Genomic DNA, 14,208 nt, shown 5'->3' with positions numbered 1-14,208 from the left:
CGTCAAAATATTACTAGAATTATTATACTATAAAAGCTATAATATGTACTAGAATTAATTTTTTGAAAATTATACGCAATTAAAGGTCTGATTTTAAGATGATGATAGCAATGTTAACGTATCCCTTTACAAAAAAATAAAAAAATAAACATTTTATTAAAAATTTTAACAAAAAAACAAAAAACTATATTCACAATTGTTATATTATATGTATAATGAAAATTGTAGAAACTTGGAGATTATTCTTTCAATTCTACTTTTTTACAAGTGAGGGTACAGGAAGTGCAATTAGGGGAGGCAACACAACATGAAGAAAAAGATACCGTTATTACTTGCATCGACGTTGACTGTCAGTATGTTAGGAGCTTGTAGTTACCAAAAAGAGGATAATAAAGCAGGCGCAAAAGAAAAATCCTCAAACAAGCAAGTGTTAAATCTAACCGAGACAGCTGAAATCCCAACTATGGATACGACGTTATCAACAGATGCAGCATCTTCTAACATCATGAATAACACAATGGAAGGATTATATCGTCTGGGGAAAGACGATGAGCTTGTTCCAGGTGTCGCTAAATCTTATGAGAAATCAGAAGATGGCAAAAAGTATGTATTTAAGTTACGTGAAGATGCGAAATGGTCTAATGGTGAACCTGTAACAGCGAAAGACTTCGTTTATTCTTGGCGAAGAGCTGTAGATTCAAACACGGGTGCCAAGTTTGCTTACATACTATTTGATATTAAAAATGCGGAGAAAGTTAACAAAAAAGAATTACCAGTTGAAGAACTTGGTGTAAAGGCAATTGATGATCATACACTTGAAGTGGAATTAGATAACCCTGTTCCTTATTTTGTAAGTTTAACAGTCTATCCAACATTGTATCCTTTGAATGAGAAGTTTGTAACAGAACAAGGAGCAAAATTTGGATTAGAATCCAATACGACACTTTATAATGGTCCATTCGTATTAAATGAATGGAAGCATGAACAAAGTTTCCAACTTAAGAAAAATCCAACGTATTGGGAAAATAAAGAAGTAAAACTTGAGGAAATAAACTTCAATATTGTTAAGGATCGTTCAACTGCTATAAATTTATATGAAACGAAAGCAATTGATCGTGTAGTCTTAACATCAGAGTTTGTAGACAAATACAAATCAGATGCTGACTTTAAAACGATTAAGAGACCATCTACACAATTTATTCGCTTAAATGAAAAGAATAAATTTTTAGCAAATAAAAATATCCGAAAAGCAATTGCAATGTCCTTTGAGCGTGAAAATATCGGGAAAGTTATCTTAAACGATGGTTCAGAGGGGATATATGGTTTTGTTCCGAAAGGCTTAGCAAAAGGTCCGAATGGAAAAGACTTCCGTGAAGAAAACGGAAAGCTTATAAAAGAGGATATTAAAGAAGCTCAAAAATACTGGGAAGCTGGTAAAAAAGAACTTGGTGTAGACAAAGTAGAGTTAGAGCTATTAAACTTTGATACTGATGATGCTAAAAAAATCGGAGAGTATTTAAAAGGCCAATTTGAAAAGAACTTACCAGGTTTAACAGTTTCAACAAAAATGCAGCCATTTGCACAAAAATTAAAACTTGAAGCAAGTGGAGATTACGCAATGTCATATGCGGGATGGAGTCCAGATTATATGGATCCAATGTCATTCCTTGAAATGTATACGACAGGTAATGCGCAAAACAAAGTAAATTATGCAAATGCAGCGTATGATGATTTAATTAAAAAAGCAAAAACAGAAGTTGATGTACAAGCTCGCTGGGATGCATTATTACAAGCAGAAAAACAATTGCTTGAAGATGCAGCGATTGCTCCAGTATACCAACCTGGAAAAGCTTATTTACAACGTGGCTCAATTACTGGCCTATTAGAACATAAATATGGCGGAGAATTTAGCTATAAGTGGGTTGAACTAAAAAACTAAAAATGGTTTCCATCATGAATAAGGGTATATGCCTATGATGGGCGTATGCTCTTATTTTAAAAAAATAAAAGTAAGAATATTTTAAACTATCTTATTGCTTTTGAGAAAAACGGGGAGGTGCTTGACTATGGGACGTTATGTATTAAAACGTTTCGTGTACATGGCTTTGACATTATTTTTAATTACTACACTGACTTTCTTTTTGATGAAATTACTTCCGGGTTCTCCGCTTAAAAACCAGGAGAAACTATCACCGGCACAAAAAGAAATCATTCTTGAAAAATATGGCTTAAATGATCCAGTACCAGTTCAATATGCACGTTACTTAGGTAACTTGGCAAAAGGTGATTTAGGGGTATCATTCCAATATGATAACCGTCCAGTAACAGATATGATTGTGGATCGCATTGGACCATCAGCACAACTTGGTTTACAAGCGATTATATTAGGAACATTTATCGGTTTAATTTTAGGAATCGTTGCGGCACTTCGTAACAATACGTGGGTCGATTATGGGGCGACAATTATTTCCGTACTCGGGATGTCGGTACCATCGTTCGTATTCGCCGCATTACTACAATATTTCGTAGGGGTAAAACTTGGGTGGTTCCCAGTAGCATTCTGGAAAGGACCGGAGTTTACCGTAATGCCTACAATCGCTTTATCGATGGCAGTTATCGCAACAATCGCACGTTTTGCTCGTGCAGAGTTAATTGAAGTTATGCAAGCTGATTACATTTTAACAGCGAAAGCGAAAGGAATTAGCCAAGGCGTTATCATTATTAAACACGCACTTCGTAACGCGTTAATTCCAGTAGTAACAATTTTAGGACCAATGGTTGCAGGTTTAATTACAGGGACATTAGTTATTGAGCAAATTTATGCTGTACCAGGACTAGGGGAACAGTTCGTTAAATCTATTACAGTGAATGACTATACAGTTATTATGGGAACTACAATTTTCTATAGTGCGATTTTCATCTTAGTTATTTTCATTGTCGATATTTTATACGGAATTATTGATCCTCGTATTCGTTTAGCGGGAGGGAAAAAATGATGAAAGATGTACAAAAATTATCTCCAGATTTATTTCAACAAGCCAATCAAAATAATGTTGATAATGAAGTCATTGCCCGTCCAAGCTTAACGTTTTGGCAAGATGTAAGAAGACGTTTGTTCCAACATAAAGGAGCAATGTTCGGTTTTGTTTTATTAGCGCTTATTATATTACTAGCAATCTTAGGACCGATGGTAAGTAAGCATTCGTATAAAGAGCAAGACTTAGGTCGTGCGAAATTACCACCGAAAATTCCTGTTATTGAAAATGTTCATTGGCTACCATTTGACGGTACGGATCAATATGGTGTTGACCAATATGAAAAACGTGATATTAAAGAGTATTTCTGGTTTGGTACAGATGATCTTGGCCGCGATTTATGGACAAGAACATGGGAAGGTACGCGTGTATCATTATATATCGCTCTTTTAGCAGCGGCGATTGACTTAGTAATTGGGGTTGCTTATGGAGGTATTTCAGCGTTCTATGGCGGTAGAGTAGATAATATTATGCAACGTGTTATGGAGATTATTAACGGTATTCCATACTTAATCATCGTTATTTTAATGGTAATCATTATGGGATCTGGTATATGGTCAATTACACTAGCAATGGCGATTACAGGTTGGATAGGGATGTCACGTATCGTTCGTGGACAAATCCTGAAATTAAAAAATCAAGAATATGTATTAGCATCTCGTACATTAGGTGCAACAAATACACAATTAATTGTAAAACACTTAATCCCGAACGTAATGGGACCAATTATCGTAATGACAATGTTTACAATTCCAACAGCAGTGTTTGGTGAGGCGTTCTTAAGCTTCATCGGTTTAGGTATTCAGCCACCATTCGCATCACTTGGTTCTCTTGTAAATGACGGTTATAAATCAATTCAAACGTATCCACATATGATGTTCATCCCAGCGGTTGTCATCAGTATGTTAATCTTAGCATTCAACTTAATGGCAGACGGATTACGCGACGCGTTAGATCCAAAAATGCGTAAGTAAAAGAGGGGAGAAGTAAAAATGAAAACATTGCTAGAGGTAAAAGATTTGCAAGTCTCCTTTGATACACATGCAGGTGAAGTACAAGCTGTACGCGGTGTTACTTTTGATTTAAAAAAAGGAGAAACATTAGCGATTGTAGGAGAATCTGGTTCTGGTAAATCAGTTACTTCTAAAGCGTTAATGGGATTAATTCCGAATCCTCCAGGGCGTATTAAAAACGGTGAAATCGTATTTGAAGGTCGTGACTTAACGAAACTGACAGAAAAAGAAATGCAGCAAGTGCGCGGGAAAGATATCGCGATGATTTTCCAAGATCCAATGACATCATTAAATCCAACGATGACAATTGGGAATCAAATTATGGAAGGTCTTATTAAACACCAAGGGATGAGTAAAGCAGACGCACGTAAAGTTGCGTTAGAATTAATCGACCTTGTAGGTATTCCGAATCCAGAAGCGCGTTTAAAACAATATCCTCACCAATTCTCAGGTGGTATGAGACAGCGTGTAGTTATTGCGATGGCGTTAGCTTGTAACCCGAAATTATTAATTGCCGATGAGCCGACAACAGCGCTAGACGTTACAATTCAGGCGCAAATTTTAGAGCTTATGAAGGACATTCAGCAAAAAACAGAAGCGGCAATCATTTTCATTACACATGACTTAGGTGTAGTGGCAAACGTTGCGGACCGCGTAGCAGTTATGTACGCAGGTAAAGTTGTTGAAATTGGAACGGTTGATGAAATTTTCTACAATCCAAAACATCCATACACTTGGGGCTTAATCGCATCTATGCCAAGTTTAGATGGTTCAGAAGAAGAGTTATACGCAATCCCTGGAACGCCTCCAGATTTATTAAAGCCGCCAAAGGGAGATGCTTTTGCACCACGTAATCCACAGGCATTGAAAATTGATTTTGAAATGGACCCACCTTTATTTAAAGTAAGTGATACACACTATGCGGCAACTTGGTTACTTCACGAGCAAGCTCCAGAAGTAAAACCACCGGCAGTCGTTGAAAAACGCATTCTTCAAATGAAAGCAGGTGAACAACATGACTAAACAACGTGAGAAATTAATTGAAGTAAAAAATGTAAAACAGCACTTCGACGTGAGTGGTGGTGTTGTCAAAGCGGTTAATGATATTTCATTTGATATTTACCGCGGAGAAACATTTGGTCTTGTAGGAGAATCAGGTTGTGGTAAATCGACAACTGGAAGAACGATTATTCGTTTATATGATGCAACTGCTGGTGAAGTGTTGTTCGATGGTGAAAATGTACATGGTAAAAAATCACGTGCAGAGCTGAAGAAATTCAACCGTAAAATGCAAATGATTTTCCAAGATCCATATGCATCATTAAACCCTCGTATGACAGTAGGGGATATTATTGCAGAAGGTATTGATATTCACGGACTAGCAAAAGGCAAAAAAGAGCGTATGGATCGTGTTCATGAATTATTAATCACAGTTGGTTTAAATAAAGAGCACGCAAACCGTTTCCCGCATGAATTCTCAGGTGGACAACGTCAACGTATCGGTATCGCTCGCGCACTTGCTGTAGAGCCTGAATTTATCATTGCCGATGAGCCAATCTCAGCACTTGACGTATCAATCCAGGCGCAAGTTGTAAACTTACTGAAAAAGTTACAAAAGGAAAAAGGTTTAACATACTTATTCATTGCCCATGATTTATCGATGGTAAAATACATTAGTGATCGCATCGGCGTAATGTACCGTGGTCAAATCGTTGAGCTAACAACAAGTGAAGAGTTATATGCGAATCCAATTCATCCATATACGAAATCACTATTATCAGCAATTCCGCTTCCAGATCCAGATTATGAGCGCAATCGTAAACGTATCGTATACGATCCATCTCAGCATGATTATGCTAGTGAAGCACCAACAATGCGTGAAATTCGCCCAGGACATTTCGTATTATGTTCTGAAGCAGAGTATAAGAAATATAAAGAGATTTATCAATAATAAAAAAGCCAATCTTCCGTTAAGAAGATTGGCTTTTTTCTACTATATAATAGATTTGTCAACATTTCTCGGTAAGTCGATATATTTAAAGAATCGCAGATATAAGTTTCCTTTACGAATGACTACACCTTAATTAAACGAGTGTTACTGTGCTTGAACAGAAACAATTTCCTCTTGTTCTTCAGGTTTAACGAGTGCATAACGTTCCCACGCCCTACTTTTCCAGCGGAAGAACATAATAATGGCACGTGTCCATTCATCAATAGCAATCGCTAACCAAATACCAACGAGCCCCATATCTAAATGGAAGGCGAAAAAGTAACCGAGTGGTAAACTCATTAACACCATAGAGAATGCTCCGATCAAAACTGGGTACTTTGCATCACCAGCTGCGCGAAGTGAATTGATAATGACGATATTCATCGTACGTCCCGTTTCAAGTAGCACACTTAGTAAAAGAACTGACGCACCTAACGTAATAATGTGCGGATTATCTGTAAATAGTCCCATTAATTGTGTACGGAATGTAACGACGAGAGCGACCATACATAAAGTGACGCCAATTGCCCATTTTACACTTTTCCATACGCGTTCATACGCTTCATCTTTTTCACCACCGCCAACGAGGCGTCCGATAATAATGGCTGTTCCCATACCGATCGCAATTGCGAATAAATAAGTGAACATAGAAATGTTCGTAGCGTATTGTCTAGCCGCTAATGATTCCGTTCCTAAGAATGTTGCATAGTATAAGAAGACAATTTGGCAAGCTTGATACATAACCTGCTCAAATGCAGATGGAATCCCGATTTTTAAAATTTTTCCGATGTATTCCTTTGATAAGGTGAAGTAATATTGTAATTTCACACGGTATTCCATAACGCGGTACAGTAACCAGAAGAAAACGATAAGTGCGATAAGTCGGCTGACAGCAGAAGAAATGGCAGCCCCTTGTACACCGAGTTCTGGGAAACCAAATTTCCCGAAAATGAGTACGTAGTTTCCAGCGATATGAATAATATTCATTCCAAGTGAAATAAACATCGCTTGCTTTGTGAAGCCGTGTACGCGGATAATTGCGGCTAATGAATTAATAATAGCTTGAAGGAAAATAGCGCCTCCGACGATGGATAAATAGTTTTGCGCATACATGAGTACATCGCCTTGTAAGTTCATTGCCATCATCATATGTTTTGAAAATAAAAGAAAACCAGCGCTTATAATGAGTCCGACCACTAAATTTAATGTGACGGCTAAAGCTGATATTTTAGATGCTTCCATAAAACGTTTGGAACCGAGGTATTGAGATACGACGATAGCTGCGCCGTTCCCGATGACTTCTAGTACCAAAATAGCGATATGGAGATATTGATTCGCTGCACCAACCCCAGATACAGCATCGTCTGATAATGCACTTAACATGAAAGTATCAGCGATCCCCATTAACATAAATAGAAAAACTTCTAGAAAAATAGGCCATGTTAATAAGAATAAACTTAATTTCTCTGTCGGCCCGTTTTTTGCCTGAATTGCTGCCATGTCCGTCCCCTCTTTACCGATATCTATTTTTAGCAAGGTGTATCGTAACATACTTTCTTATCCTTTGCACTCATTTTAACCTACATATCTTTATTATGAAGGGAGCGCTATTTTATGATAAAAAGAGAAGGATAATTATGCACAAAGTATTATGGGATATAAAAATTATTTTTCTCTGATAATTTAGAAAAATATAAAAACATTCATTTTCAACACTTTAGTAAGGATAATCAGCAATATGAAACGTTTACAAAGGTTTATTTTTTAACAGAAAATTTTAATAAAATAGAAATATAAATATACAAAAAATATATTTGTGTGTATAATATGAATTGTTAGAACATATATATATTTCTTTTTGTTTGAAAATGAAAGGGCTAACATTTTTGTGGAGGGTGGAAGTATGAAAAAAAAGATGCCAGTTTTTGTAGTATCAACAGTAGCGATGAGCATGATGTTAGGGGCATGTAGCTACCAAAAAGATGAACCGCAAGCGAACGCAAAAGGGGATAGCGGGAAAAGCGGTGCGAAGCAAGTTATTAATCTAATTGAAACGCAAGAAATTCCAACGATGGATCCAGCGTTATCAGCTGATGCGGTTTCTTCAAGAGTAATGACTAATACGATGGAAGGCTTATACAGTTTAGGAAAAGATGATAAGCTAGTTCCTGGTGTAGCGAAGGAATTCCAAAAGTCAGAAGACGGTAAAAAATATACATTTAAATTACGTGAAGACGCAAAATGGTCAAATGGTGAGCCTGTGACGGCGAAAGATTTCGTATACGCATGGCAAAGAGCAATTAACCCAGATACAGCTGCGAAATCAGCGTACATTATGTATGATATAAAAAATGCAGAGAAAATTAATAAAAAAGAGATGAGTCCGGATCAATTAGGTGTAAAAGCGATTGATGATCATACATTAGAAGTGGAATTAGACAATTCAATTCCATACCTTGTAGATTTAATGGTATATCCAATCTTCTATCCTGTGAATGAAAAGTTTGTAAAAGAACAAGGTACGAAGTTTGGTTTGGAAGCGAATACAACACTTTATAACGGACCATTTACATTAAGTGATTGGCAACATGAACGTAGCTTTAAAATGACAAAGAGCGCGTCATATTGGGACAATAAAGAAGTGAAGATTGAGGAAGTAAACTTTAATATTGTTAAAGATACGTCTACACCAATTAATTTATATGAAACAAACGCAGTCGATCGAGCGACGTTATTAGCGGAGTTCATCGATAAATATAAAGGAAAACCAGATTTCCAAACAGTAGAAGATACATCTGTATTCTTCCTTCGTTTAAATCAAAAAGATCCAGCGTTAGCAAATAAAAATATTCGTAAAGCAATTTCACTTGCTTTTGAACGTAAACCGTTCGTTGATACATTATTAAATAACGGTTCTAAGCCAGCGACAGGATTAATTCCTGATAATTTCATTAAAGGGCCGGATAAAAAAGACTTCCGTGCTGTAAATGGAGATATTGTAAAACCAAACGTGAAAGAAGCGAAGAAATATTGGGAAGCTGGTAAAAAAGAGCTTGGTAAAAATGAAATTGAATTAGAGCTATTAAATGAAGATGTTGAATTATCGAAGAAAACAGGTGAATATTTAAAAGGTGAGTTAGAAAAGAATTTACCAGGTTTAACAGTGAAAATTAAACAACAACCATTTGCGCAAAAACTAAAACTAGAAGATGCAGGCGATTTTGTCATGTCATTCTCTGGATGGAGTGCAGACTTCCCAGATCCAGTTACATACCTTGATATGTTTGTGACGGACGGATCGCAAAATAAAATGAAATACTCTAATCCGAAATATGATGAAATTATCATGAAAGCGAAGAAAGATGGAAGTGATGTAAATGCCCGTTGGAAAAACTTACTAGAAGCAGAGAAAATGTTACTTGATGACGCTGCGATTGTTCCAGTATATCAACGTGGTAGAGCATATATACAAAGAGAATCAATTAAAAATATGTACAACCATAAATATGGCGGTGATTTAAGCTTTAAATGGGCGTCAGTAGAGAAATAAGAAAAAAGCAGGTGATTGCCTGCTTTTTTTTTAATACGTACGTTTCTTATAAATACCTTTCCCGCCAACTTGGTTCCAGCCGGATTGTACATCCAAACTTTTATTAACAAACTTCATCTTTTCTTTACCGCCAAAGAGTTTTTCACCAATGCTATTTGTAATGACACCAATCAATGCTGTGATTCCGATGATGAGGGCAGCAACAGTGACAAAATCAATAAAAAAAGCAATCATTTGCAAATTCCCCCTTTGCCTGTCTGTATGTTTATTGTATGAGATAAAAGATAAAAAAGAAAGAAATGTCAGAAAAATTATTGATTTATTTTAGAAATCGTATAGACATGGATGAGGATGTTTGTTAAAATGAGAACAAATGTTCCTTTGGATTCTCACTTGTATAGTCTTACATTTCTTAATTGATTTATGAAGAAAAGGTAAGAAAACGTTCTCTTTTTCATAGAGAAGATTATGGGGAAATAACTGTATATCACATGAAAAATCTATGACAAGCCAGTATTAAGAGGGTTGAAGGTTATTGTTAAATTACAGCTGAAGTGAGTGTGATCATGTTACATAGCAGTGGAATACACGGAAGAGTTTTCTCAATTAGAAGGAAATTTACTGTATATTTCTTGCAAAATCTATTGTATAATGATTATAGAAGTTACTTATTAAAAGTAATTGTTGTTTGCTCAAAGTTGTTGCTTACATGAAATGAGATTTTTTGCACTTTGTTATAAGACAAGGTATCGTAAAAAATTGCTGAATTTAGAAATTTAAACTGTAATTAGTACAGAATTTGTACTCTTTAAGGAGAGTGAGCTTTGTATGGTAACATTATATAGTTCTCCAAGCTGTACGTCTTGTAGAAAGGCGAAATTATGGCTAGAGGAAAATCATATTCCTTATACAGAACGTAATATTTTCTCAGATCCATTAACGATTGAGGAAATTAAAGAGATTTTACGTATGACAGAAAGCGGAACGGATGAGATTATTTCTACTCGTTCGAAAGTTTTCCAAGAATTAAATGTAAACTTAGAGTCTTTACCACTTCAAGATTTATATAAGATGATTCGTGACTATCCAGGGATTTTACGTCGTCCAATTATGATTGACGAGAAGCGCCTTCAAGTAGGTTACAATGAAGACGAAATCCGCCGTTTCTTACCACGTACAGTAAGAACGTTTCAATTACGTGAAGCACAGCGTCTTGTAAATTAATTATAATAATATGAAAACCTTCTACCTATTATATAGTAGAAGGTTTTTTTTAATGTTTCACATTTCGTAATCGAACTTGTTGCACGATAATACCGATGCATAGAACAGTGAAAATGAATAAGAAAGGCATGTTTGTGGTGAAATTTGGATTATTATGAAAGAACGTTGCAAGCCTGTCTTCATGTGTAACCATTTTTCCTGCTGTATAGGCGAGAATCGCTGCTCCGCAATAAATGAGGAATGGAAAGCGTTCCATAAGTATTAAAATAAGTTTGCTGCCCCAAATAATAATCGGGATAGAAATGAGTAAGCCGATTATTACGAGTAAAAATCTTCCGTGAGCTGCACCTGCAATGGCAATAACGTTGTCAAACCCCATAACGAGATCTGCGAATACAATTGTACGCACAGCTTGAAATAAAGTTGTTTTCCCCTGAATAGCAGAAAGATCGTTGCTATTATCAGTTAGTAAATTTACTGCAATTAATGTAAGTAAAACGCCCCCGATAAGTTGTAGAAATGGAATGTCGAGTAAATAGACAGCTAGTATAGTAAGGATAATTCTTAGAACGATTGCTAAAAGAGTACCAATCAAAATGGCTTTATTTCGTTTCGATTCAGGTAAATTTCGGCTAGCTAGTGCGATGACGATTGCGTTGTCACCACCTAATACAACATCGATACCGACAATCATTAGTACAGATGTTAAAAACTCTAAGTCCATTCGTCTGCCTCCATTTATAATGTTTTAATAAGCGAACTGTATGTATGTGGTGAAGAGAGAGACTAAATCACCTTCTCTAATAAAAGTTTCACTTTATTACAGTGTACGGGGGAGGGTGGAAATGTATGTCCAAATTTTTCATGAGTGAGAAATCGCTATAATGATATATTTGTGTAGATGGTCGAATAAAGATAGGCATATAACTATTTTTGTAAAATAAATCGATTTTATTTCCATTCTGGAGAATCTTATCATAAAATGAGAGTACAAGAATCTATTGATTTGTCATATGAGTGGGGAATCCCTTCATAACAATTCTAAGCAGGAAGGGAGAGTTGTATTTTGGATATTGAAAGAATTAATGACCATACGATGAAATTTTTTATTACGTACATTGATATAGAGGATAGAGGGTTTAATCGTGAAGAAATTTGGTATGACCGCGAACGAAGTGAAGAGCTCTTTTGGGAGATGATGGACGAAGCTCGTGATCATGATGATTTCTTTATTGATGGACCGTTATGGATTCAAGTGCAAGCAGTCGATAAAGGGATTGAAGTACTTGTAACGAAAGCAGAGCTTTCAAAGGATGGACAAAAGCTAGAACTACCAATAGGTGTAGATAAAATTATAGACATTCCTCTAGATGAAGGCATTGAATCATTATTCCAGCAAGAATTAGTGGAAGAGGTAGAGGAACAAGCAGGAACAAACTTTAACGAAGATGGTACGTTTGGATTTTTAATTAAATTTAATGATTTTGAAGATGTCATTTCATTAAGCCACCGTCTTATCTTTGAAGATATAAAAGATGAGCTGTATTCATTTGAGAACCGCTATTATGTATATGTGGAATTCGATGAAGTGCTACATGATGAAGAAGAAATTGATCGTATTTTAAGTATTGTTTTAGAATACGGAGAAGAATCAACTTTAACAATTCATCGTGTAAGTGAGTATGGGAAACAAATTGTGAAAGAGCATGCGCTTGAAACAATTCGCAATAATTTTCCTGCTAAAACGTAGGCCGATTTCTGTAGTATGAAATCGGCTTTTTATATGAAGAATAGGAAAGCTTTCTTAGTAAGGAGGTAAGAGATGAAAAATACGTTAAAGTTGATTTTCTTTGTTTTACTATTGTTCGCGTTATTTGTTTCGTTACGTATGTTTATTGATGTAGCATTTTATTCGGATGTAATTGGTATAAAAGATGTTTCGATTTTAGGTATTATTAGTATTTTATTTACGGTATCTGCATTTTTAATTGGCTGCGTTATTTTCTTAGAGAACCGTCATCCGTCTAAAACACTTACATGGCTCATTGTGTTAGGCATTTTTCCGGTATTTGGATTCTTCGCTTATTTATTATTTGGACAGAACTTTCGGAGGAAGAGAATGTTCCAAAAGAAGGCGTTGCTCGATGAACAAGCATTTTTACAATATAAAGGGCATGAAGATTACGAAGAACGGATTTTGCGCAATCATAAGCACCAAGAGCTGTTATTTCGTTTAGCGGACCGCTTAGGCGCTTTAAATATTTCATTTCAAACTGAAACGAGAACATTAACAAATGGAGATGAAACGTTTCAGGCTATTTTAGATGGATTAAAACGAGCGAAACACCACATTCATATGGAATATTACATTGTGCGTGATGATAAGCTTGGAACAGAAATTAAAGATATTTTAATACAGAAATCAAAAGAAGGTGTTGTCGTTCGTTTTTTATATGATGCGGTTGGAAGTTTTAGATTATCGAATTCATATATTGAAGAATTGAATGATGCAGGAGTAGAAATGATTCCGTTTTTCCCTGTGCGCTTTCCGATTTTAAACGATAAGATTAATTATCGAAACCACCGGAAAATCGTTATTATTGATGGAAATGAAGGATTTGTCGGTGGATTAAATATTGGTGATGAATATTTAGGGAAGGATAAATATTTCGGTTTTTGGCGAGACACGCATTTATATTTGCGTGGTGAAGCTGTTCAAAGCTTGCAACTTATTTTCCTTCAAGATTGGTTTTATATGACTGGTGAGGCTGTGTTGGCCCCTGAATATTTACAAGCGAAAGCAGTTGAGGGTGATCATTGGGGAGGCGTACAGCTCGTTGCAGGTGGACCAGATAATAAATGGGAAACAATTAAACATTTATACTTTGCCATGATTTCATCTGCACGGAAATCAATTTGGATTGCGACGCCGTATTTCATTCCAGATGATGATATTTTATCCGCATTAAAGGTAGCTGCACTTGCTGGTATTGATGTCCGTTTGTTAATGCCGAGTAAGCCTGATAAGCGCACCGTCTTTTACGCATCGAGATCGTACTTCCCAGAGCTTTTAGATGCAGGGGTAAAGATATATGAATACGAAAAAGGCTTTCTTCATAGTAAAGTTGTCATTGTCGATTCTGATTTAGCTTCAATTGGGACTGCTAATATGGATATGAGAAGTTTTCATTTGAACTTTGAAGTAAATGCCTTTTTATATGATACAGACAGCATTCGAAAACTTGTTCAAGATTATAAAGAGGATATAGAAGAATCAAGTGAAATTCATGTCGATCGTTTTCATAAAAGGCGTCTTCATAGACGAATTGTTGAATCGACGTATCGATTATTATCACCTTTATTATAAAAAGAGATGTCCGAAATTGGGACATCTCT

12 protein-coding genes are annotated in these 14,208 nt (G+C 35.8%); 9 read left to right on the top strand and 3 right to left on the bottom strand.

Features of this window, described 5'->3' with window-relative positions; all coding sequences use genetic code 11:
• Positions 1 to 307 precede the first annotated feature (307 nt).
• From DM800_RS12515 to DM800_RS12495, 5 genes are all read left to right on the top strand, one after another.
• The gene (locus DM800_RS12515; RefSeq protein ID WP_147786918.1) at positions 308 to 1,939 is read left to right on the top strand and encodes a peptide ABC transporter substrate-binding protein; all 1,632 of its coding nucleotides are present in this window, start codon (positions 308 to 310) and stop codon (positions 1,937 to 1,939) included.
• Between the two features lie 127 nt (positions 1,940 to 2,066).
• Positions 2,067 to 2,996 (top strand): oligopeptide ABC transporter permease, encoded by a 930-nt coding sequence (gene opp3b, locus DM800_RS12510; protein ID WP_000534165.1) that lies wholly within the window; start codon positions 2,067 to 2,069, stop codon positions 2,994 to 2,996.
• Positions 2,993 to 4,009, top strand: coding sequence for an oligopeptide ABC transporter permease (gene opp3C / locus DM800_RS12505; protein ID WP_000974096.1), 1,017 nt, complete (start codon positions 2,993 to 2,995; stop codon positions 4,007 to 4,009). The genes opp3b and opp3C overlap by 4 nt, the downstream gene beginning before the upstream one ends.
• Positions 4,010 to 4,027: 18 nt before the next feature.
• The gene (locus DM800_RS12500) at positions 4,028 to 5,071 is read left to right on the top strand and encodes an ABC transporter ATP-binding protein (protein ID WP_000854346.1); all 1,044 of its coding nucleotides are present in this window, start codon (positions 4,028 to 4,030) and stop codon (positions 5,069 to 5,071) included.
• On the top strand, positions 5,064 to 5,999 hold the full coding sequence (locus DM800_RS12495) for an ABC transporter ATP-binding protein (RefSeq protein ID WP_000166340.1): 936 nt from the start codon (positions 5,064 to 5,066) through the stop codon (positions 5,997 to 5,999). Before DM800_RS12500 ends, DM800_RS12495 begins: the two co-directional genes overlap by 8 nt.
• Positions 6,000 to 6,143: 144 nt before the next feature.
• On the opposite strand, the gene DM800_RS12490 is transcribed toward DM800_RS12495, so the two are convergent.
• Positions 6,144 to 7,589 (bottom strand): MATE family efflux transporter, encoded by a 1,446-nt coding sequence (locus DM800_RS12490; RefSeq protein WP_147786917.1) that lies wholly within the window; start codon positions 7,587 to 7,589, stop codon positions 6,144 to 6,146.
• 352 nt (positions 7,590 to 7,941) lie between these two features.
• On the opposite strand from DM800_RS12490, the gene DM800_RS12485 reads away from it, so the two are divergent.
• Positions 7,942 to 9,588, top strand: coding sequence for a peptide ABC transporter substrate-binding protein (locus tag DM800_RS12485; protein WP_088062468.1), 1,647 nt, complete (start codon positions 7,942 to 7,944; stop codon positions 9,586 to 9,588).
• Positions 9,589 to 9,618: 30 nt separating this feature from the next.
• Here the strand turns inward: DM800_RS12485 and DM800_RS12480 are convergent, their stop codons facing one another.
• Positions 9,619 to 9,822, bottom strand: a complete 204-nt coding sequence (locus DM800_RS12480; RefSeq protein ID WP_000559978.1) for a hypothetical protein — start codon at positions 9,820 to 9,822, stop codon at positions 9,619 to 9,621.
• 594 nt (positions 9,823 to 10,416) lie between these two features.
• Here DM800_RS12480 and spx point away from each other — a divergent pair.
• Entirely contained in the window at positions 10,417 to 10,812 is a 396-nt protein-coding gene (spx, locus tag DM800_RS12475; protein ID WP_000258267.1) for a transcriptional regulator Spx, read from the top strand.
• Positions 10,813 to 10,861: 49 nt separating this feature from the next.
• Here the strand turns inward: spx and DM800_RS12470 are convergent, their stop codons facing one another.
• Positions 10,862 to 11,536, bottom strand: coding sequence for a TerC family protein (locus DM800_RS12470; RefSeq protein WP_060489329.1), 675 nt, complete (start codon positions 11,534 to 11,536; stop codon positions 10,862 to 10,864).
• Between the two features lie 342 nt (positions 11,537 to 11,878).
• Between DM800_RS12470 and mecA the strand changes: the two genes are divergently transcribed.
• Positions 11,879 to 12,562: an adaptor protein MecA gene (gene mecA, locus DM800_RS12465; RefSeq protein WP_000350711.1), complete on the top strand. Its 684-nt coding sequence runs from the start codon at positions 11,879 to 11,881 to the stop codon at positions 12,560 to 12,562.
• Positions 12,563 to 12,634: 72 nt separating this feature from the next.
• The gene (locus DM800_RS12460; protein WP_000799209.1) at positions 12,635 to 14,179 is read left to right on the top strand and encodes a cardiolipin synthase; all 1,545 of its coding nucleotides are present in this window, start codon (positions 12,635 to 12,637) and stop codon (positions 14,177 to 14,179) included.
• The last annotated feature ends 29 nt before the right edge of the window (positions 14,180 to 14,208 follow it).

This window comes from Bacillus sp. AY18-3 (genome assembly GCF_008042305.1).
Classification (GTDB): Bacteria; Bacillota; Bacilli; order Bacillales; family Bacillaceae_G; genus Bacillus_A; species Bacillus_A wiedmannii.
Note: the sequence above shows the minus strand (reverse complement) of the source record. Positions and strands in the feature narration are given on the sequence as shown.

Coding starts and splice junctions, on each gene's coding strand:
- DM800_RS12515 (WP_147786918.1), top strand. CDS start 308: ATGAAGAAAAAGATACCGTTATTACTTGCATCGACGTTGACTGTCAGT.
- opp3b (WP_000534165.1), top strand. CDS start 2,067: ATGGGACGTTATGTATTAAAACGTTTCGTGTACATGGCTTTGACATTA.
- opp3C (WP_000974096.1), top strand. CDS start 2,993: ATGATGAAAGATGTACAAAAATTATCTCCAGATTTATTTCAACAAGCC.
- DM800_RS12500 (WP_000854346.1), top strand. CDS start 4,028: ATGAAAACATTGCTAGAGGTAAAAGATTTGCAAGTCTCCTTTGATACA.
- DM800_RS12495 (WP_000166340.1), top strand. CDS start 5,064: ATGACTAAACAACGTGAGAAATTAATTGAAGTAAAAAATGTAAAACAG.
- DM800_RS12490 (WP_147786917.1), bottom strand. CDS start 7,589: ATGTTACGATACACCTTGCTAAAAATAGATATCGGTAAAGAGGGGACG.
- DM800_RS12485 (WP_088062468.1), top strand. CDS start 7,942: ATGAAAAAAAAGATGCCAGTTTTTGTAGTATCAACAGTAGCGATGAGC.
- DM800_RS12480 (WP_000559978.1), bottom strand. CDS start 9,822: ATGATTGCTTTTTTTATTGATTTTGTCACTGTTGCTGCCCTCATCATC.
- spx (WP_000258267.1), top strand. CDS start 10,417: ATGGTAACATTATATAGTTCTCCAAGCTGTACGTCTTGTAGAAAGGCG.
- DM800_RS12470 (WP_060489329.1), bottom strand. CDS start 11,536: ATGGACTTAGAGTTTTTAACATCTGTACTAATGATTGTCGGTATCGAT.
- DM800_RS12460 (WP_000799209.1), top strand. CDS start 12,635: ATGAAAAATACGTTAAAGTTGATTTTCTTTGTTTTACTATTGTTCGCG.